Source organism: Nocardia seriolae NBRC 15557, from assembly GCF_007990715.1.
Classification (GTDB): Bacteria; Actinomycetota; Actinomycetes; order Mycobacteriales; family Mycobacteriaceae; genus Nocardia; species Nocardia seriolae.
Genome location: NZ_BJWY01000032.1, coordinates 1 through 20,244, shown reverse-complemented (window position 1 = coordinate 20,244; position 20,244 = coordinate 1). Strand labels below are relative to the sequence as shown.

The 20,244-nt window shown below is 68.2% G+C and carries 19 protein-coding genes; 9 read left to right on the top strand and 10 right to left on the bottom strand.

The features are described 5' to 3' along the window. Positions 1 to 164 precede the first annotated feature (164 nt). On the top strand, positions 165 to 788 hold the full coding sequence (locus NS2_RS12670) for a PadR family transcriptional regulator (RefSeq protein WP_033087579.1): 624 nt from the start codon (positions 165 to 167) through the stop codon (positions 786 to 788). Positions 789 to 805: 17 nt separating this feature from the next. Next, complete coding sequence (locus NS2_RS12665; RefSeq protein WP_033087556.1) at positions 806 to 2,299, top strand: DHA2 family efflux MFS transporter permease subunit; 1,494 nt, start codon at positions 806 to 808, stop codon at positions 2,297 to 2,299. 74 nt (positions 2,300 to 2,373) lie between these two features. Here the strand turns inward: NS2_RS12665 and NS2_RS12660 are convergent, their stop codons facing one another. The 3 genes from NS2_RS12660 to NS2_RS12650 all read right to left on the bottom strand — a co-directional run bounded on the left by NS2_RS12660 (position 2,374) and on the right by NS2_RS12650 (position 5,359). Continuing rightward, positions 2,374 to 2,994 (bottom strand): Uma2 family endonuclease, encoded by a 621-nt coding sequence (locus tag NS2_RS12660; protein WP_147207172.1) that lies wholly within the window; start codon positions 2,992 to 2,994, stop codon positions 2,374 to 2,376. Positions 2,995 to 3,142: 148 nt separating this feature from the next. Continuing rightward, the gene (locus NS2_RS12655; RefSeq protein WP_045437172.1) at positions 3,143 to 4,669 is read right to left on the bottom strand and encodes a molybdopterin-dependent oxidoreductase; all 1,527 of its coding nucleotides are present in this window, start codon (positions 4,667 to 4,669) and stop codon (positions 3,143 to 3,145) included. A 105-nt stretch (positions 4,670 to 4,774) separates the two neighbouring features. Continuing rightward, a complete protein-coding gene (locus NS2_RS12650) occupies positions 4,775 to 5,359 on the bottom strand; it encodes a CGNR zinc finger domain-containing protein (RefSeq protein ID WP_033087555.1) in 585 nt (194 codons plus the stop codon). Positions 5,360 to 5,447: 88 nt separating this feature from the next. Between NS2_RS12650 and NS2_RS12645 the strand changes: the two genes are divergently transcribed. Then, complete coding sequence (locus NS2_RS12645) at positions 5,448 to 6,323, top strand: alpha/beta fold hydrolase (protein WP_033087554.1); 876 nt, start codon at positions 5,448 to 5,450, stop codon at positions 6,321 to 6,323. A gap of 43 nt (positions 6,324 to 6,366) precedes the next feature. On the opposite strand, the gene NS2_RS12640 is transcribed toward NS2_RS12645, so the two are convergent. From NS2_RS12640 to NS2_RS12620, 5 genes are all read right to left on the bottom strand, one after another. Beyond that, positions 6,367 to 7,518: an epoxide hydrolase family protein gene (locus NS2_RS12640; RefSeq protein ID WP_033087553.1), complete on the bottom strand. Its 1,152-nt coding sequence runs from the start codon at positions 7,516 to 7,518 to the stop codon at positions 6,367 to 6,369. Positions 7,519 to 7,654: 136 nt separating this feature from the next. Next, positions 7,655 to 9,451, bottom strand: coding sequence for an AMP-dependent synthetase/ligase (locus NS2_RS12635; RefSeq protein ID WP_033087552.1), 1,797 nt, complete (start codon positions 9,449 to 9,451; stop codon positions 7,655 to 7,657). Positions 9,452 to 9,565: 114 nt separating this feature from the next. Continuing rightward, entirely contained in the window at positions 9,566 to 10,480 is a 915-nt protein-coding gene (locus NS2_RS12630; RefSeq protein WP_033087551.1) for an alpha/beta hydrolase, read from the bottom strand. A gap of 13 nt (positions 10,481 to 10,493) precedes the next feature. Next, entirely contained in the window at positions 10,494 to 11,324 is an 831-nt protein-coding gene (locus NS2_RS12625; RefSeq protein WP_033087550.1) for an SDR family NAD(P)-dependent oxidoreductase, read from the bottom strand. Between the two features lie 36 nt (positions 11,325 to 11,360). Continuing rightward, positions 11,361 to 12,893, bottom strand: a complete 1,533-nt coding sequence (locus NS2_RS12620) for a flavin-containing monooxygenase (protein ID WP_033087549.1) — start codon at positions 12,891 to 12,893, stop codon at positions 11,361 to 11,363. Between the two features lie 86 nt (positions 12,894 to 12,979). Here NS2_RS12620 and NS2_RS12615 point away from each other — a divergent pair, with 86 nt between their 5' ends. Both NS2_RS12615 and NS2_RS12610 read left to right on the top strand, forming a co-directional pair. Then, positions 12,980 to 13,609: a TetR/AcrR family transcriptional regulator gene (locus NS2_RS12615; RefSeq protein WP_033087576.1), complete on the top strand. Its 630-nt coding sequence runs from the start codon at positions 12,980 to 12,982 to the stop codon at positions 13,607 to 13,609. 149 nt (positions 13,610 to 13,758) lie between these two features. Further along, positions 13,759 to 15,174, top strand: a complete 1,416-nt coding sequence (locus tag NS2_RS12610; RefSeq protein ID WP_033087548.1) for an AAA family ATPase — start codon at positions 13,759 to 13,761, stop codon at positions 15,172 to 15,174. Between the two features lie 50 nt (positions 15,175 to 15,224). Here the strand turns inward: NS2_RS12610 and NS2_RS12605 are convergent, their stop codons facing one another. Continuing rightward, a complete protein-coding gene (locus NS2_RS12605; RefSeq protein WP_033087547.1) occupies positions 15,225 to 16,154 on the bottom strand; it encodes a glycine betaine ABC transporter substrate-binding protein in 930 nt (309 codons plus the stop codon). A gap of 300 nt (positions 16,155 to 16,454) precedes the next feature. Between NS2_RS12605 and NS2_RS12600 the strand changes: the two genes are divergently transcribed. Genes NS2_RS12600 through NS2_RS12585 form a run of 4 tightly spaced genes read left to right on the top strand, consistent with a single transcriptional unit; the run spans position 16,455 to position 19,860 of the window. Then, positions 16,455 to 17,351: an ABC transporter substrate-binding protein gene (locus NS2_RS12600; protein ID WP_081985859.1), complete on the top strand. Its 897-nt coding sequence runs from the start codon at positions 16,455 to 16,457 to the stop codon at positions 17,349 to 17,351. Positions 17,352 to 17,366: 15 nt separating this feature from the next. Then, the gene (locus NS2_RS12595) at positions 17,367 to 18,512 is read left to right on the top strand and encodes an ABC transporter ATP-binding protein (RefSeq protein WP_036546107.1); all 1,146 of its coding nucleotides are present in this window, start codon (positions 17,367 to 17,369) and stop codon (positions 18,510 to 18,512) included. Beyond that, a complete protein-coding gene (locus tag NS2_RS12590) occupies positions 18,509 to 19,150 on the top strand; it encodes an ABC transporter permease (RefSeq protein ID WP_033087545.1) in 642 nt (213 codons plus the stop codon). Before NS2_RS12595 ends, NS2_RS12590 begins: the two co-directional genes overlap by 4 nt. After that, the gene (locus NS2_RS12585) at positions 19,147 to 19,860 is read left to right on the top strand and encodes an ABC transporter permease (protein WP_033087544.1); all 714 of its coding nucleotides are present in this window, start codon (positions 19,147 to 19,149) and stop codon (positions 19,858 to 19,860) included. The genes NS2_RS12590 and NS2_RS12585 overlap by 4 nt, the downstream gene beginning before the upstream one ends. On the opposite strand, the gene NS2_RS12580 is transcribed toward NS2_RS12585, so the two are convergent. Beyond that, positions 19,834 to 20,091: a hypothetical protein gene (locus NS2_RS12580; RefSeq protein WP_033087543.1), complete on the bottom strand. Its 258-nt coding sequence runs from the start codon at positions 20,089 to 20,091 to the stop codon at positions 19,834 to 19,836. The two genes, NS2_RS12585 and NS2_RS12580, sit on opposite strands and share 27 nt — an antisense overlap. Positions 20,092 to 20,244 lie beyond the last annotated feature (153 nt).

The window sequence follows — 20,244 nt, the reverse complement described above, 5'->3', positions numbered from 1 at the left end:
GTGCGACAAGGCATTTCACGGTCCAGTGACCGGACTCACACACGCCGCGGGGCGGGGCGAGGGGGTTGCGCCGCACATGTTCCGCGTCGTATATTCCACGCGGAATATTTGGTGCGGAGGATGTCGGGGACGGGCGCTACCGTCGTCGGGAAATGGAGGTCGATGTGACCGGAAAGCAGGCGGTACCCAAGCTGACGCCCCTGGCGCTGCTGGTCCTCGCACTGCTGGAGGAACGCCCGATGCACCCGTACGAGATGTACCAGCTGCTGTTGAGCAGGCACGAGGACGAATTCGTGAAGGTCAAGCCGGGCTCGCTGTATCACACGGTGGCGCGGCTGGCGGATCAGGAACTGGTGGCCGCCGAGGGCACCGATCGGGCCGGTAACCGGCCGGAACGCACCACCTACCGGATTCGGCGGGCGGGCCGGGAAGCCCTGCGGTTCCGGGTGACCGAGCTGCTGCGCGAACCGGTGCAGGAATACCCGGCCTTCGTGCCCGCTTTGGCCGAAGCGCACAATTTGCCTGTGGACGAGGTCGCCGCCGCACTCCGCGAACGCGTTTCTTGGATCGACACCAGGATCGCCGATCTCACCTCACTCCGCGAGCTGGCCGTCGCGCGCGAGGTGCCGCGGCGGTACTGGATCCGGGTCGACTACGTGCGCGCACAGGCCGCCGCCGAAGCCGAATGGCTGCGCGGCTTCATCACCGAACTCGAGAGCGGCGACCTCGAGTGGGAGAACTTCGACGAGGTATCCGGCGAACGCGTCGGCAGCCAAACCACCCCCTGAGATAGGAACCCGAATCCATGTCCACTCAACGCAATCCGTGGCTGGCGCTATACGCGCTGGTCGTCGGGTTCTTCATGATCCTGCTGGACATGACCATCGTCGCGGTGGCCAATCCGGCGATCATGCGGTCCCTCGATGCCGATATCAACAAGGTCATCTGGGCGACCAGCGCCTACCTGCTCACCTACGCGGTGCCGCTGCTGGTGACCGGGCGGCTCGGAGATCGCTTCGGTCCCAAGAACATCTACCTGCTCGGCCTGGCCGTGTTCACCGCCGCCTCGCTGTGGTGCGCGCTGTCGGGCAGCATCGAGATGCTGATCGCGGCCCGCGCCGTGCAGGGTCTCGGCGCGGCGCTCATGACGCCGCAGACCATGGCCGTCATCACCCGCACCTTCCCGCCGGACAAGCGCGGCGCGGCCATGGGCCTGTGGGGCGGCGTGGCCGGGCTGGCCACCCTGGTCGGCCCGATCCTCGGTGGCGCACTGGTGGATTGGAAGGGCTGGGAGTGGATCTTCTACATCAATGTGCCGATCGGCGTGGTGGCCTTCGCGCTCGCGGTGTGGCTGGTGCCGTCGCTGGAAACCCATGAGCACAAGTTCGATCTGGTCGGCGTGGCGCTCTCGGCGGTGGGCATGTTCCTGCTGGTGTTCGGCATCCAGGAGGGCAATACCCGTGATTGGGACGGCGTCATCTGGGGCATGATCATCGCCGGTGTGGCGGTGCTGGGCTTGTTCGTCTACAACCAGTCCCGCAATAACGGGGAGCCGCTGGTGCCGCTGGGCTTGTTCAAGGATCGCAATTTCGCGCTGTCCAGCGTTGCCATCGCGGCCATGGGCGCGGCGATCACGGCGACCTTCGTGCCGTTCTACTTCTATCTGCAGCAGGTGCGCGACATGTCGCCGACGCGCTCGGCGCTGGTGCTGGCGCCCATGGCGATTCTCACCGGTGTGACCGCGCCGCTCATCGGCAAGCTGTCGGACCGGATGCCGCCGCGGGTGCTGCCGACCATCGGTTTCGCGGCCTTCGCGGCCACCATCTTCGGCTTCGCGGTGCTCATGAAGCCGGATGCCTCGATCCCGGTGTACCTGGTGATCGGCGGGGTGGCCGGTATCGCCAATGCCTGCATCTGGGCGCCGCTGGCCAGCGTCGCCACCCACAACCTGCCGATCCAGCAGGCGGGTGCGGGTGCGGGCGTGTACAACACGATGCGTCAGGTGGGTTCGGTACTCGGTTCGGCCACCGTCGCCGCGCTGCTGTCGGCGCGGATCTCCGCGCAGCACCTGCCCAGCGGGCCGATCGGTGAGGGTACCGGCGGCAAGAGCCTGAGCAGCCTGCCCGAGGCGGTCCGGGGTCCCATCCTGGAGAAGCTCAGCACCGCGCTGAGCCAGTCCATGTACCTGCCGGCGGGCATCCTATTGATCGGTGTGGTGGCTTCGGCGCTGTTCGTCGGCTTCGGCGCGCCCGCCGGCCGGCCGGAACAGGCCTCGCAGAAGGCCGACGCCACGCACTGAGGCGGTCGCGCGAGCCACGCGAAGAAAAGCGCTGCCCGCCGGGATTTCCCGGTGGGCAGCGCTTTTTCGTGCCGTCACAGGATCAGGCTGATGAGGCGGGTCCAGTCGACTCGGATCTCGATGGGCATGTCCATCAGGGTCTCGCCGACGAAGGGGTCCAGGCGGCGGTGCGGGCGGTAGTGGCCCAGCACCAGGACGTGGGTCTGGATGGCGTGCACGCGGTCGCGATCCATGTAGACCAGCCAGTACCAAGGGATTCCGGCCAGCGCGTACTCGGCCTGCTTGTCGGCGGTGTCGACGCGTTCGGTGGCCGGGGAGACCACCTCGATGGCGATCTTCCCCCGCGGGGCCTGCAACGGGCCGACATCGGCTGGGGCGCAGGAGAACAACACGACGTCCGGGCGGCGGACGGTGAGCCGCGGGTGCTCCCACAGCAGCACGTCCTGATCCACACCGACGTATAGCCAGCCGTCGTTGTATCGGCTCATATGGGTTTCGGCGGCCGCCTCGAGCATGGAGGCCAGGCGGCGCGCGGCATTGCGGTGCGCCAGCGGCGGCGACTCGGCCCGCACCACATCGCCGTTCACCACCTCGACCAGTCGGCAGAAGTCGCGGGGCAGCTTCTTCCAGACGTCGAGCGTGATCGGTTCGGGCTGCAGGTTTTCCGCCCGCGCCCATTCGAGTACTCCGGACATGCGCGCTCCCTCGGCTCCTCGATCGGGCGGGCGGCGACTGCCGCGCCGATCCTAAACCGCGCACGCCGACAAACGAGCCGTTCGGAACTTTCCCCCGCGCAGCATCGGCGCGCCGCGATCGACCTGCCGAACGACCGGTCTTTCCCAGTCAGCTGATTCGTACTGTGAGCGAGGGGTATCCGGTCGCGCCGTCGGGGACCACGTCGGCCTGTTTGTCGGTCTGGGTCTCGCCCGTGCCGTCGGTGGCGCGCGCCCAGATGGTGTGGATGCCGGTGCCGGTGGCGTCCCAGTCGAAGGCCCACTGCACCCAGGTATCGATGGACGGGGCGACCGCGAGGCGGGCGGGCTGCCAATCGCCCTGGTCGACACGCACTTCCACGCCCTTGATGCCGCGATGCTGCGCCCAGGCGACCCCGGCGACGGTGATCCTGCCCGCGCCGAAGGTGCCGTGCGCGCGGGGCGTGTCGATACGGCATTCGGTCTTGATGGGGCCCTTCGCCGACCAGCCGCGCTTGGTCCAGAAGGCCTCGGCCCGATCGAATCTGGTGATCTCCAGTTCGGTCACCCATTTGGTGGCGGAGACGTAGCCGTAGAGGCCGGGCACCACCAGGCGCGCGGGATAGCCGTGCGCGGTGGGCAGCGGTTCACCGTTCATGCCGACCGCGAGCATGGCGTCGCGGCCGTCCACGAGCACGGCCAGCGGGCTGCCCGCGGTGAATCCGTCGATGCTGCGCGAGAGCACCATGTCGGCGTCCGGATGCGGCCCGGCCGCGGCGATGAGCTCGTCGAGCCGATAGCCCAGCCAGCGCGCATTGCCGATGAGGTCACCGCCGACCGGATTGGAGACGCAGGTCAGCGTGACCAGCCGCTCGATCGGCGGCTTGGCCGCGAGATCCGCATAGCTCAAGCGAATCTCGCGATCCACCATGCCGTGAATCCGCAACGACCAGTCGTCCTTGCTGACCTGCGGCACGGTGAGCGCGGTGTCGATGCGATAGAAGTCGGCGTTCTTGGTGAGGTACGGGGTGAGCCCCGGAATCCGCAAATCCGCCCCGGGCTCGACCGACGGTTCCACCCCGCTCGGCGACGGCAGCACCACATCGGCCCGCTCGGCCGACACATCCCGCGACCGCAGCCCGATCACCCGCCCCGCCACCCCGGCAACCAGCGCGGCAGCCCCCGCGATCCCGATCCCGCGCAGCACCTGCCGTCGCTCGACGGCCATATGCTCGGCGGCCACCTCGTCGAGCGCGGTGATCTTCTCGATCAGACTGCGCAGCATCAGGATTCCGGCCACCATGCCGATCAGCGACGGCAGCGCCCAGATCCAGGAGGCATTCGGCCGCCCGAGCGCGGCGATGGTGGACAGCAGGCCGAACGCCGCGAACAGCACCGACCCGAAGGGCCGCCCCACCCGCTCGATCACCCCGGCCACCCCGGCCAGCACGACCGCCGCCACGCCCATCGAAACGAACAGCAGCAGTTTGTCATTCGTGCCGACCAGCCCGATCACCCATTCGCGGAACCCGTCGGGCGTGTGGTCGACGATCCACCCGCCCACCGCCTGCAACGGCGTGCTGTCGGGGCTGACCAGCACCGACACCAGCTCGGCCACGCCGAGCGTCACCCCGCCCGCGACGATCCCGCCGGCAATTCGCGTTCCACGATCAGCCACGAAACCGACCCTACTGCGCGCTTCGGCCCGCGAACCCGATCGAAGAATTACAGAAGAGTGACGCGGAGATCCGGCTTCACGTCCGGCCGTCGCCGGTGTGGTCGATCATTCACGGTCGGCCGGTGACACCCACTCGGTCGCCTTGTGCCGCTGGTAGTAGCGGGCGACGCGGACACGGTTTCCGCAGCGGTCGGGCGAGCACCACTGGCGGCGGGAGTGGGCGGGCCGGAAGAGCATGACGCAGTCCTGGGCGGCGCACTGTTTGATGCGCTGGACGGCCGGGTCCAGGAGCAGGGTGGCGGCGGCGTCGGCCAGGTGGGCGGCCAGGCGAGCGCCCGGGGTGCCGATGCGGGCCACGGATTCGGTGACGGTATTGCCGTGCCAGTCCAGGCGGCGGATGGCGGGGGCGGCCTTCTGCGCGTCGACGAGTCCGTTCAGCGCGGCGGTCGGCGGGCGGCGACCGTCCAGCAGCGCGGCCAGGGCCGCGGCCGTGTGGTCGCGCACGGCGTGGACGGCGGCCAGGTCGCTGCCGGTGAGGTGTTCCGGGGGCGGCTCGGGTAGTCGGTCGGCCTCCAGTCGCAGCCAATCGGCCAGTTGCTCAGGAGTTTCCAGCAGATCAGCGCCGGCGGGCCGGGTGTTCACCAGGTCCAGGGCGAGGGGTTCACCGATCAGCGGTTCGAGATCAGCCACGCGGCTAATGCTACACCCAGCCATTGACACATTAGGAGAACGAAGCGTAAAACTAATGCAACATCGTTACGAGAAAGCATGTGGAGTCATGAGCGAACTTCCCCTGGTGCAGCACCGCCGTCTCGATGTCGACGGGGTCGAGGTCTTCTACCGCGAGTCCGTACCCGCCCGCGCGGATGCGCCGGTGCTGTTGCTACTGCACGGTTTTCCCACCGCCTCACACCAGTTCCGCCGCCTCATCGATGCCCTCGGCGACCGCTACCGGCTCATCGCCCCCGACTATCCGGGCTTCGGGAACACCGTGGCCCCCGACGACTTCGAGTACAGCTTCGACCGGCTGTCCGACATCACCGAGGGTTTCGTCCAGCGCCTCGGCCTGGCCCGGTTCACCATGTACATCTTCGATTTCGGCGCACCCGTCGGCCTGCGCCTGGCGACCCGGCATCCGGAGTGGATCGCGGGCCTGGTGGTGCAGAACGGCAATGCCTACGAGGCCGGATTGTCCGAGGCCGCACAGGGTCTCGTCGACCTGCGACCGGACCACGAGGGCGACGAGGACGGCATCCGGCAGTTGCTCACGCTGGAAGGCACTCGCGGTCAATACGAAGCGGGTGTCACCGACCCGGGCCTGCTCGATCCGGATGCCTGGACCCTGGACCAGCACTATCTGGATCTGCCGGGTCGCAAGGAGGCCCAGGTGGCCCTCGCCTTCGACTACAAGTCGAATGTTGCCCGTTACCCCGAATGGCAGTCCTGGCTGCGGAAATACGCTCCCCCGACGCTCATCGCCTGGGGCGCGAACGACCCCTTCTTCACCGAGCCGGGTGCCCACGCCTACCTGGCGGACGTCCCCGACGCCGAACTGCATCTGTTCGACACCGGCCACTTCGCCCTGGAAACCCACCTGGCCGAAATCGCCCCGCTCATCGCCGATTTCCTCGATCGGCTACCCGCAAAGCGGTAGGCCCCGCGGGGCGGGGCCTACCGAATGACGTTGGCGGCGTGGATCAGTCGTTCAGTCCCGCGAAGAAGGCGCGGATCTCGCCGGTGAGCAGTTCCGGCACCTCCAGCGCCGGGAAGTGGCCGCCGGAGTAGAACTCCGACCAGTGCACGATATTGTGCGACTTCTCGGCGAAGCGGCGGATGGCGAAGTCCGCGGTGGTGAAGACCGCGACCCCGGTCGGCACCGTGCCCCGCGGCCCGGGCGCGAACATGGCGTAGTCGTGGAACCGCTCGTAGTAGTAGCTCGCCGCGCTGCGCGCGGTGTCGGCGAGCCAGTAGATGGCCACCGTGGTCAGGATACGGTCGCGGTCGATGGCGTCCTCGGGCAGTTCACGGGTGGCATCGGTCCACTCCTTGTACTTCTCGACGATCCAACCCAGTTGTCCCGCAGGCGAATCCGCGAGCAGTTGCGCGATGGTGTCCGGTCGTGAACCGGCCAGGTTCATGTAGGCCGACCCGTTGTCCTGGAACTGCTTCATGGCCGCCAGTCGCGCCTGCTCGCCCTCGGTCAGCGCGGCCATGTCGGCGGGATCGCCGGTGGGGAAGGTGACCAGGGCGTTGACGTGCACGCCGAGCACACGGTCGGGGAAGTCGCGGCCCAGCTTGGGTGCGATGAACGCGCCGTGGTCGCCGCCGTGCACCCCGAACCGCTCATAGCCGAGCCGGGTCATGAGCTCGGCCAGCGCGGCGGCGACTTTGCCGTCGTTCCAGCCGGTTTCGGTGAGCGGGCCGGAGAACCCGTGCCCGGGCAGGGTCGGGATCACCAGGTCGAAGGCTGGTGCGCCGGGCTCGCTCGGCGCGGTGAGGGGGTCGATCAGATCGAGGAAGTCGGCGGGGGTACCGGGCCAGCCGTGGATCAGCAGCAGCGGGGTGGCGTCGGCCCACTCGGACCGGATGTGCAGGAAGTGCAGGTGCTGCCCGTCGATGACGGTGGTGAACTGCGGGTGGATATTGAGTTCGGCTTCGATTGCGCGCCAGTCGAACTTCTCGGCCCAGTACCCGACGAGCTCGCGCAGGTAGGCGGTGGGCACGCCGCGTTCCCAGCCGGTGCCGGAAACCTCGTCGATCCAGCGGGTGCGGGTCAGCCGGTCCCGCAGATCATCCAGATCGACCTGCGGAATATCGATACGGAAGGGGTGGATTGCGTTGTCGCTCATGGCATTGATGCTTCCGGTAAAGACCCGGTCGCCACATCACGAGGATTCGTTATTCATCCCCTCCACCGGGCTCTTCACCCGGAAACGGGAAGGGGCCCGCGGAGATCCGCGAGCCCCTCGGCCGATCCGGCTGCGATCAGCCGTTGTAGATGGCGTCCACGTCGGCCGCGTACTTCTTCATGACCACGGCCCGCTTGAGCGACAGCTTCGGAGTCAGCTCGCCGCCCTCCTCGGTCCAGTCGACCGGCAGGATGCGGATCTTCTTGATCGCCTCGGCATGCGAGACCAGCTTGTTGGTGGCCGCGACCGCGTCATTGATCTCGGCGACCAGCGCCGGGTTCTCGATGACGTGCTCGATCGGGGTGTCGGCCCCGACCCCGTTGCGCTCCAGCCAGCTCGGCAGGGCGTCCTGGTCGAGGGTGATGAGCGCGCCGATGAACGGCTCGCCGTCGCCGACCACCATGACCTGGCTGATCAGCGGGTGCTGGCGCAGCGCATCCTCGAGCATGGTCGGGGAGACGTTCTTGCCGCCCGCGGTGACCAGGATTTCCTTCTTGCGGCCGGTGATGGAGATGAAGCCGTTGTCATCGATGGCGCCCAGGTCACCGGTCTTGAACCAGCCGTCGGCGTCGAAGGCGTCGGCGGTGGCGTCCGGGTTGTTCCAGTACCCGGCGAACACGACGCCGCCGCGGATCAGCAGCTCGCCATCGTCGGCGACCTTCGCGCCGTGGCCCGGCAGCGGGCGGCCGACCGAGCCGACCTTGATGAACTTGGGGGTGTTGACGCTGACGGCCGCGGTGGATTCGGTGAGGCCGTAGCCCTCGTAGATGGTGACGCCCGCGCCGCGGAAGTAGTGGCCCAGCCGCGATCCCAGCGGCCCGCCGCCGGAGACGGCCGAGGCGCACTGGCCGCCCATGGCCTCGCGCAGCTTGCCGTAGACCAGCTTGTCGAACACCATGTGCTGCAGCTTGAGCAGGATGTTGGGCCCGCCCTTCTCCAGCGACTGGCTGTAGGCGATGGCGATCTCGGTGGCGTAGTCGAAGATCTTGCCCTTGCCGCCGTCGTGCGCCTTCTGCTTGGCGCCGTTGAACACCTTCTCGAACACGCGCGGCACCGAGAGGATGAAGTTCGGCTTGTACTGCCCGAACTGCTCGACCAGCGTGGACCAGTCGGCGGTGTGCGCGACGGCGACACCGGCGTCGAAGGCGGCCAGCGCGACGGCGCGGGCGAAGACGTGGGCCAGCGGCAGGAACAGCAGCGACTTGCAGCCGGGCCGCAGGAACTCGCTCATGGCGGAGCGGTCGGCGGCCGACTCGGCGTACAGGTTCGAGTGCGAGAGCATGACGCCCTTGGGGCGACCGGTGGTGCCGGAGGTGTAGATGAGGGTCGCCGGGGAGGCGGCCTTCACCTGGGCGCGGCGCTCGTGCACGACGGCGTCGTCGAGATCCTTGCCGCGGGCCTTCAGCTCGGCGACCGCGCCCTTGTCGATCTGCAGGACTTCGTTCAGATCGCCCAGTCCGCCTTCGATTTCCGCGACGGTGGCCCGGTGCTTGTCGTTCTGGACGACGATCAGCTTGGTGCCGGAGTCGGACAGGATCCAGCGCACCTGTTCGGCGGCGGAGCTGTCGAAGATGGCGACGGTGCAGCCGCCGGCGGCCCAGATGGCGAAGTCGAGGACGACCCACTCGTAGCTGGTGGCGGCCATGATGGCGACGCGGTCACCGAGTTCGATGCCGGAGGCGACGAGACCCTTGGCCACATCGGTGACGGCCTTGGCGAATTCGGTCGCCGTGACGTCGTTCCAGCCGCCCTTACCGTCCGGAGTGTTGAAGACGACCAGGTCGGGCGTCTGCGCCGCATGCCGGAACGCGCCGTCCGACATGTTGGCGTTCTCCGGGATGGTGTAGGTAGCCGGGACTTCGAACTCTCGCATCGCTGCCCTTCCACAGTGGGTTCTACTGGCCGGTAATTTACGCCACGTTCACAGGTACCTCCCGGCGGAGGGCCCGAACCGGTTCCCGGACGGCCCTCCGACAGGTTTCGGTCTCTATCCTATGGACCGGGTTTGCGCAGGCCGCAGGGCCTTCCGGAGGAACTCACCGAGTTCCCGCGTGACCTGTGCGGCCGGTCCGACCAACCCCGCCTGCAACTGGGCGACGTGCCAGAGTCCCTCGGTCTCGGTGAACTCGGTCGGCACCCCGGCCGCGCGCAGTTGCGCGACCAGGCGCGTGCACTGGTCGTGCAGCAACTCGTCCACATCGGCCTGGACATAGGTGGGCGGGAGCCCGCGCAGCTCACCGAGCAGCGGCGCGTAGCCGGGGTCCGAGCCGTCGCCCCCGCCCAGGTAGGCGGCGGCGCAGGCCCGCGACCACGGCCGGTTGATGATCAGATCGCGGCCCCGGGCCGGCACCTCGTTGGGGTCGGCCCAGGGCGCGATCAGCCCGAGCGCGGCCGGAACCAGCCCGTGCCGGTCGCGCAGCCGTTCGGCCAGCGCGAGCGAGAGCCCGCCACCGGCCGAATCACCCGCGACCGCAATGCGTTCGGGCCGGTAGCCGGCGGCCACCAGTTCCAGGAACGCCGCCTCGGCGTCGTCGAGCGCCGCCGGGAACGGATGCTCGGGTGCCAGGCGGTAGTCCAGAACCTGTACCGGGCAAGCGGTTTCACGGGCCAGGTAGCCCGCCAGCGCGCGGTGCGTGGCGGGCGAGCCGACCGTGTAACCGCCACCGTGCAGGTACAGCACGGTGGCGGAGTCCGAAACCGGGCCCACCGTCACGCGGTCGGCGGGACGGCCGCCGAGGCGGACCCGCTCGACATGGATGCCGCGCGGGGCGCGCTGTGCGGGTGCGCCCCAATCCATCAGCGCCCGTTGGACACTGAACGGCAGCCGGTGGTTGAGCAGGATCCGGAAGACCGGATTCAGCGCGGCGCGGACGATGGGCAGCGGCAGTGTCACATCGAGCATGACCGGAAGATCCTTACGGCAGGAAGCGCTTCTGCACCACGGCGGCAATGCGCTGGTAGTACGAGGCGGTGGAGCGGACGAACAGGTCCAGGGCCTTGGCCTCCCAGCCGATCAGCACCCGGCCGTGCCCCTTGCGGACCGCCTCGGTAATGGTCTGCGCGGCCATTTCCGGGGTGTGCATGGCCAGCTTGGCGTCGAAGAGGGCGGCCAGGTTCTTCTGGTCGAGGCCCTCGGAGACGGTGGCATTGCGGGCGACGGCGGTCTTGATGCCGCCGGGGTGCACGCAGGTGACCTTGACCGGCTTGCCGCTCATCAGCATTTCCTGGCGCAGCGCTTCGGTGAAGCCGCGCACCGCGAATTTCGCGGCGTTGTAGGCACTCTGGCCGGGGACGGCGATCAGGCCGAAGAGGCTGGAGATGTTCACGACGTGGCCCGCACCGGAGTCGATGAGGTACGGCAGGAATGCCTTGGTGCCGTTGACGACGCCCCAGAAGTCGACGTCCATGATGCGCTCGATGTCCTTGAACTGGGTCTCGAGCACATTGCCGTAGTGGGCGATGCCGGCGTTGTTGTAGATCTGGTTGACCTTGCCGAAGTGCTTGTTCACCTCGTCGGCGTAGAGCAGCACGGACTCGCGCTCGGCCACGTTGAGCCGATCGGACTTGATCTTCACGCCGAACTTCTCGCAGCGCTTCACCGTTTCGGCGAGGCCCTCGGCGTCGATGTCGGACAGCGCCAGGTGCGCGCCGCGCCCGGCCAGGTTCTCCGCCAGCGCGCGGCCGATGCCGGAACCCGCACCGGTGATCACACAGACCTTGTCCTTGAAGTAAGCATCATTGCTCACGGTTACCGCTTTCGGTTGCCTGAGTTGGGGATCGAGCTAGACGGCCAGTGCGACCGGCTCGGTGGTCGTGTCGTAGGCCGAGACGTCGAAGTGCTCCAGCAGACTACGGAACCGGAAGGTGAAGTCCGGCCACAGCGTGGTGTTGTTGCCGTGCTTGTCGAGGTACCAGGAGGCGCAGCCGCCGGTGCTCCACACCGCGCCCTGCAGCTTGCGCTGCAGCTCGGCATTGAACTCGTCCTGCACGTCCTTGCGGACCTCGACGGTGCGCAGGCCCAGCTTGTCGAACTGCGCCACCGCGTCGGCGATGTAGTTGATCTGCGATTCGATCATGAACACCATCGAGGTGTGGCCCAGGCCGACGTTCGGGCCCAGCATGAAGAACATATTGGGGTAGTTGTGGATGGCCGAGCCCTTGTAGCCCTGCTGGCCGATGGCGTCGAAAACCTCTGCCAGGGTACGGCCGTCGCGGCCGGAGACGGTGTCGTAGACCGGCGAGTCGGTGACGTGGAAGCCGGTGGCCACGATGATGGCGTCGACCTCGCGCTCGACTCCGTCCTTGGTGACGATCGAGCCCTCGCGGATCTCCTTGATGCCATCGGTGACGACATCGACATTGTCGCGGCTCAGCGCCGGGTAGTACTCGTTGGAGATGAGCATGCGCTTGCAGCCGATGCGGAAGTCCGGGGTGACCTTGCGGCGCAGCTCCGGATCGCGCACCTCGGCGAACAGCTTGGCGCGCGCCACGGCCTCGAGGGCGAGCATGGCGGGCGGGAACTTGGCCAGACCGACCACCTGGGTCTCGCGGGCGGCATAGATGCCGGCGCGGTAGAGCGCGCGCAGGGCCGGAATGTGCTTGAGCGCGAACTTCTCCGGGGCCAGGTACTCGCGGTCGCTGCGGGGCAGCAGCCAGGGCGCGGTGCGCTGATAGACGTCCAGGTGCGCGACCTTGGGCGCGATGGCCGGGACGATCTGGATGGCGGAGGCGCCGGTGCCGATGACGGCGACGCGCTTGCCGGTCAGGTCGGAGTCGTGGTTCCAGCGGGCGGAGTGGAAGATCTCGCCCCGGAAGTCGTTGATGCCCTTGATGTCCGGCAGGTTGGGCTCGCACAGCGCGCCGACGGCCGAAACCAGGATGTCGGCGGTGAACGCGCCCTGGCTGGTCTGGATCTCCCAGCGCGCGTCGGCGGCGTTCCACTGCGCACCGGTCATCTCGCAGTTGAAGATGTGCTTGTCGCGCACGCCGTACTTGTCGGCGACGCCCTGGATGTAGCGCTGGATCTCCGGCTGCTTGGAGAACGAGCGCGACCACTCCGGGTTGAGCGCGAAGGAGTACGAGTACAGCTGCGAGGGCACATCGCAGGCCGCGCCCGGGTAGGTGTTGTCTCGCCAGGTGCCGCCGACATCGTTCCCGCGCTCCAGCACGAGATAGTCGGAGCGGCCCTGCTGGCTCAGCCGGATGGCCAGGCCCAGGCCCGAGAACCCGCTGCCCACGATGATCACGTGTGCGTGCCGAGCACCAGCCCGAGCAGCATTGTTGCCGACAGCTTTGTCTGTAACCTTGCGACTCATATACGCGAGAGTAGGGTCTTATTGAGCACGAGTCAATACTATTGACTCACGTTCAGTAAAGTGGACTCGTGACCAAGGAGCGCAGCGTGAGCAGACCGGAAACCGGAGCCGCCGGCAAGCGCGTCCGCCTGAGCCCGGCCGAGCGCCGCCAGCAGCTCATCACACTGGGCGTGGAAATGCTGCGCGACCGCGATCTCGAGGACATCTCCGTCACCGAGATCGCCGACCGCGCCGGCATCTCCCGCGGCCTGCTGTTCCACTACTTCTCCTCCACGCAGGACTTCCAGCTGGCCATCCTGCGCGAGGCCAACGCCGAATTCCTGGAACGCACCGCCCCCGACCGCAGCCTGGACCTGTACGCCATGCTGCACGACTCCATCGACCGCTACATCGACTACGTCAGCGAGAACAGCTCGGCCTACCAGGCATTGCTGCGCGGCCCGGTCAGCACGCGTCCCGAAATGGCCGAACTGGTGGCGAACGCCCGCCAGGCCACCGCCGAACGCATTCTCGCCGAGGCCCCCATCCCCGCCGACGACCCCGACCAGCCGCGTCTGGCCCTGGCCGTCCGCGGCTGGATCGCCTTCGTCGAAGAGGTCGTCCTCACCTGGCTCCGCGAGAAACCCATCACCCGCGAGGCACTCGTCGACATGCTGGTCGCATCGCTACCGGCACTGGCGCTGAGCGCGGATCTGGCTGCGGCACTGCAACAGTGACGCCGTTGCGCGGACACTCCCCCATCGCGCGACCACGATGAGCGCGGCCGCCAGGGTGCCACGCACGCGGGTCGGCGTGCGGCCGGACCATCCACGGTAGCGGGCGAAAGTCATTGCGGCGCAGGGGTAGGGCGAGGATGCTTGGCTGGATGGGGAGTGAGGCGTTCGACGCCGGGGAGTTCGCGGCGGAACTGCAGCGGATCATCAAGGCCACGGCGGATGCGGTGTCCGGGGACGGGCAGGTCAATCCGCTGGTGGAGAAGGTGTTCGGGCATTTGGGGGTGGAGCTGACCGCGGTCACGATGGTGACCCAGGAGTGGCCGGGGTGGGAGCACGCGAATGTCCAGCGCGGGGTGGATGCCTATGTGGCCGAATGCGGGTCCGCGCCCGACTGGTTCGGGATAGCGGGGGCGCAGCGGTCGGGCGACGACCTCATGGGACTGCTGACCCATGCCCGCCGCCACGGGTTCTATGAACTCGGCACGGTCGATTACACGACGGTGGCCATCGGCCCGGACAAATCCACCGAGGCCGTGAAGCTCGGCCTGGTGAACACCACCGCGCCGAACCGTGAGCCGGTGGTGCTGTGCGTGCGCGGCGCGGATCCCCGGTACGGGAATCAGATGTGTCAGCTGGTCGTGCTTGCGGCCGAACGGGTTACCGCCACCGCCGCCCGCGAGCGGATCGAACAGCTGATGGCCGAGCACGACGTGTACCGGGGTCAGGTGCTGTCCTTCGGAGTCAGTGAGCATCGCGGCAACGAGTTGGTCAGTTTCCTGCCGCGCCCGCACCTGAGCCCGGCGGACGTGGTGCTGCCCGACGGCGTGCTGGATCTGATCGAACGTCACACCGTCGGCATCGCCGAGTACGGGCAGCGATTGCGGGCGGCCGGGCAGCACGTGAAGCGCGGTCTGCTGCTGCACGGTGCACCCGGCACCGGCAAGACCCACACCGTCCGATATCTGATGGGGCGGCTTCCCGACACGACCGTCATCGTGATCAGCGGTCCGGCCATGCGCATGATCGATCCCGCCGCCGCGCTGGCGCGACGCCTGCAACCGAGCGTGGTCGTGGTCGAGGACGTCGACCTCATCGCCAAGGACCGCAGTTACAGCCCCAGCGGAAATCCCCTGCTGTTCAGCCTGCTCGATGCCATGGACGGCATCGGCGGCGACGCCGATGTCACCTTCTTGCTGACCACCAATCGCGCCGGGGAACTCGAGACGGCGCTGGCCGACCGGCCCGGCCGCGTGGATCTCGCGGTGGAGATCCCGCGACCGGACGCCCGCGGCCGCGCGGCACTGCTCGCCCTCTACAGCAGCGGTCTGACCGTGACCGCCGACCTCGGCCCGATCGTCGCGGCCACCGCCGAGCAGACCGCCTCCTTCATCAAGGAACTGCTCCGCCGCGCGGCACTGCGCGCCATTACCGCACAACCGGAACGGGACCGGGTGATCGTGGACGATGCCGAGCTGACCGCCGCGCTGGCCGAAATGAACGACGCCGCTTCGGCTCTCACCCGCTCACTGCTCGGCGCGCCGACAGACCGGACCTCGCACTCGTAGCGATCGCCGCACGAGACGGCCGGGGTGGTTCGAGCAGATCGCTCGCCCGTTCACAGCGCGTGGGCGTCGAGCCAGACGCGGGCGACGGCGGATGGGATCGCGCCCTGGTCGCGGACCTGGTGGATCATGTCGGCCAGCTCGACGGTGGTGAGTTCGCCTGCGACGTAATTGAGTTTGCGAATCTGCTGGTCGGTGAGGGCGGCCTTGCGGATGACCGGCAGGACGCTCGCGGCGCGGAAAGCGTAGTCCGGGTCGGCGAGCGGGGTCAGGTCCGCGCCGCCGTCGGGGAGGAAGGACGGCGGTCCGGTCAGCACGGCGAGCTGGATCTCCCCTTCGGAGAGGGCTTTTCGCAGGGTCGCGTCGGTGGTGAAGGTCACCGCGTGCGCGAATTCGCAGTGGTAGACATTGCGCAGGGGGTTCAGCACGTCGCGGATGGGATCCAGCGGGGCGCGCAGGGCGTCCAGCGGCGGGCCGGTGGTGATGCCGATATTGAGCTCCTCGCAGCGCGGGCCCAGGTTCTGCAGCGAGGACGGGAAGTCGGCGGGCCGGGAGGCGGCGGCGACCACGGTGGGGCGCAGGTCGGTGCCGTCGGCCGGATCGGAGTCGACCACGCCTTCCGGAAGCGCCTTGGACACTGCCGCATTGACCTCGTCCGGTTTGGTCACCATCGAGGTCGAGTCCAGCGCGGCCAGCAGATCCCCGCTGACGTCCCCGAACAGCGCGATACTGTCCGAGTCGAGCCCGGCGAGCAGGTCCTTGCGCTCCCCCATGCGCTCCTTGGTCCGCGTGTGCAGCCCGCTTCGCGCCAGCGCGCCCGCGTAGATCTCGGCGATCATCATCGATTCCGCGGAATTGCCCGCGCCGACGGTCAATACCGGCCCGGAGTCGGTGCTCCCGCAGGCGACGGCGACCGCCGCCACCACCGCGACCAGCAGCGGACGGGTCAGGCGGCGCGCGAGAGCGGCTGTTGCGGCGGACACCCGCAACAGTCTGCCGCAGCCTGATCGCAGTGCTTCCGGAGGGTGCGGACGCCGGGGAGGATGGCTCGGCCGCATCCGCCAGATCGCGAAACCGACCTCGGGTAGGCAACGTTCGCGGAACAGAGCGGGCAATATGGACAGTTAGGTCTGTTTCGGGGTGGTCCATTCATCCCGCACGCCGCAGGCACCCCGCTCGGAAGGACGACAGTGCACTCGCTCATCACCACGCGCGCCGACGGCAGGCGCACCGCCCGGACCGTATTCAGGATTCTCGCCGCGTCGGTGGCGTTGGCCGCGGCCATGGCGCTGTCCGCCTGTGGCGGCGGTAAGTCCAACCCGCTCGGCGGCGGGGGCGACTGCGGCTCCGACACCAATAAGGTGACCGTCGGCTCGGCCAACTTCCCGGAATCCGAGACCGTCGCCGATGTGTACGCGGAAGCGTTGCGCGCCAACGGGTTCAGCATCGACTCCAAGCTCAATATCGGCAGCCGCGAGGCTTACGTGCCCGCACTGAAGCAGTGCGCCATCTCGCTGATCCCGGACTACACCGGCAACCTGCTGCAGTACCTGGACAAGTCGAGCACCGCCACCTCGCCCGACGAGGTGAACGCGGCGCTGACCAAGGCGCTGGGCGATCAGCTCGCCATCGGCACCCCGGCGCCGGGTGAGGACTCCGACGCGGTCGTGGTCACCAAGGCCACCGCCGACAAGTGGAATCTGAAGAGCATCGCCGACCTGGCCACGCACTCATCCGAGGTGAAACTGGCCGCGCCCGCGGAATTCGCCGAGCGCCCGGGCGGACTGCCCGGTCTGAAGAAGAACTACGGCCTCGACATTCCGGCCGCCAACTTCGTGCCGATCGCCGACGGCAGCGGCCCGGCCACCGTGAAGGCGCTGGTCGACGGCCAGGTCACCGCGGCTGACATCTTCACCACCTCTCCCGCCATCACCGCCAACAACCTGGTGGTGCTGGCCGACCCCAAGCACAACTTCCCGCCGCAGAACGTGGTGCCGCTGTTCAATACCGCCAAGAAGAGCGACAAGCTGCTCAAGGTGCTCGATGCCGTATCGGCGAAACTGACCACCGCCGAGCTCATCTCGCTCAACACCGCCGTCTCCGGCAGCAGCAAGACCGAGCCGGCCACGGCCGCCAAGCAGTGGGTCGCCGCGCAGGGGCTCGACAAGCCGATCGCATAGGGAGGGCGTGACACGGTGTCCGACATCGAATTCTCCGGCGTCAGCAAGACGTACCCGGACGGCACCACCGCCGTCCACCACCTCGATCTGCGCATCGAATCGGGGTCGTTCACCGTGTTCGTCGGGCCGTCCGGATGCGGCAAGACGACCTCCATGCGCATGATCAACCGCATGATCGGGCCCACCGCGGGGACGATCACCGGTGGCGGGCAGGATATTTCGCGCATCAACCCGGTCAAGCTGCGGCTGGGCATCGGGTATGTGATCCAGAACGCGGGGCTGCTGCCGCATCGCAGCGTGGTCGACAATGTGGCCACCGTGCCGGTGCTGCGCGGGCAGACCCGCCGGGCCGCCCGCAAGGCGGCGCTGGAGGTGATGGATCGCGTCGGGCTGGATCGCGGTCTGGCGCAACGCTATCCGGCGCAGCTGTCCGGCGGTCAGCAGCAACGGGTCGGCGTGGCGCGGGCGCTGGCGGCCGATCCGCCGATCCTGTTGATGGACGAGCCGTTCAGCGCCGTCGACCCGGTGGTGCGCACCGAGTTGCAGGCAGAGATGCTGCGGTTGCAGGCCGAAATGCACAAGACCATCGTCTTCGTCACCCACGATATCGACGAGGCGATCAAGCTGGGCGATCACATCGCCGTCTTCGGGCCGGGCGGCTACCTCCAGCAGCACGATGTACCGCGGACCGTACTCGCCCAGCCCGCAACCGATTTCGTGGCCGGATTCGTGGGCCGTGACCGCGGTTACCGGGAGCTCTCGTTCCGATCGGCCGAAACGGTTCCACTGCACGAACTTTCGACGGTTACGCCCGACCGGGTGCACGAGATCCGTTTGGCGAAGGGCGAATGGCGGCTGGTCATCGACGACGCGAAGAAGCCGGTGGGCTGGATCGACACCACCGGCGTGGAAGGGGTACGCGCCGGGCACGCCCTCGCGAACAGCGTGGCCGCGGGCGGCTCGCTCTTCCCGCCCGGTGGCGACCTGCGTCAAGCCCTCGACGCCGCCATCTCCTCCCCCTCGGAAATCGGTGTGGCCATCGATGATTCCGGCGCGGCCGTGGGTGCGATACACGCCCGCGACGTGCTCGAACAGCTGCATCGCCAGCGCACCGCCGAGGACGCCCAACGCAACCGGGCCTTCTTCGAGGAGTCCCGGTGAGGTACCTCATCGACAATTTCGACGAGATCGCCGGATACGCCCGCACCCACCTGTATCTGGCGCTGCTGCCGCTGCTGCTCGGCCTGGCGATCGCCGTCCCGGCGGGGGCGCTGGCGTCGCGGGCGCGATGGCTGCGGCGGATCACCACCACCGCCGCCAGCATCGCCTACACGATTCCGTCGCTGGCGCTGTTCGTGATTCTGCCGCCGCTGCTGAACATCGGGGTCATCGATCCGCTGAATGTCGTTATCGCCCTCACCATCTACTCGGTGGCGCTGCTCGTCACCGCGGTGCCGACGGCCCTGGATTCGGTGCCCGCCGAGACCCTCGACGCCGCCGACGCCATCGGCTACACCCGGCTGCGGCGCGTGCTCACCGTCGAATTCCCCCTGGCCCTACCGGTTTTCGTGGCCAACCTGCGCGTGGTGGCGGTCACCAATATCTCCATGGTCACCGTCGGCGCGCTGATCGGCGTCGGCGGGCTGGGCAAGCTGTTCACCCAGGGCTATCAGCGCGACTATCCCGACGAGATCATCGCGGGCATCCTCGTCGTGCTGGTGCTGGCCCTCATCGTGGACCGATTGCTGTACGTGCTGGGCAGATTGGCCACGCCGTGGCTGAAAGGACATGCGGCATGAGCCTTTTCGCCGACGCCTGGTCCTTCCTCACCGACGGTGCGAACTGGTCCGGCCCGGCCGGAATCTGGCAGCGCATCCTCCAGCACCTCTGGTACAGCCTGCTGGCCGTCGGCCTCTCGGCGGCGATCGCGGTCCCGATCGGCCTGCTGATCGGGCACACCCGCCGCGGCTCGGCGCTCATCGTCGGGTTCGCCAACTCCATGCGCGCGCTGCCGACCCTGGGCGTGCTCACCTTCGTCGTGCTCTGGCTCGGACTGGGCCTGACCCCGCCACTCCTCGCCCTGCTGACCGTCGGCATCCCACCCCTGCTGGCGGGCTCCTACGCGGGCATCGCGAATGTGGACCCGACCGTAGTCGACGCCTCCCGGGCCATGGGCATGAGCGAGCCGCGGGTGCTGCTCCAGGTCGAGCTGCCCAACGCGCTGCCGGTGCTGCTGAGCGGTCTGCGCGCGGCCACCCTCCAGGTCGTCGCCACCGCCACCATCGCCGCCTACGTGAATCTGGGCGGCCTGGGCCGATACATCTTCGACGGCATCAGCCTCTACCGCTACGACAAGGTCCTCGTAGGCGCGATCCTGGTGGCCGCCCTGGCGCTCGTACTGGACGGCCTGCTGGCCTTCGCGGTGTGGCTCAGCGCCCCGGGCACGGGCCGCCTGCGCCGCGTCACCGCTCCCGCGCGACCGCTAAAGCCCGAAGAGCGCCTTCAATAGCGAGTCGACCTCGGCCAATTCGGTGGTGGTAGCCCGTCCGGCGAACTCGCCCTTCTCGAGGTGGGCGATAGGGACAGCCTGTGTGCGCCAGACGACGGCGGAACCGTTCTCGACGGCGGAAATCGGCGCGGTCACATGCTGGCGTGTGCCCGGCGATTCCACGATGGGGGTGATGAAGATGTAGCCGATCGGCTCGGCGACATCGAGATCGGAAATGACCAGCGCGTTCATCGCTCTGCCGGTCACCGTAATGATCCGATAGACGTCTCCTCTACGCACCGTTGCGCCACTCCTCGCAGGTCGCGTCGAAGTCAGCGAGTTGCTGCTCTTCGTCTGCCGTCATGGACCGGGCTGCGGACGTTAGTAGATAGGCCCGGGCAGCGC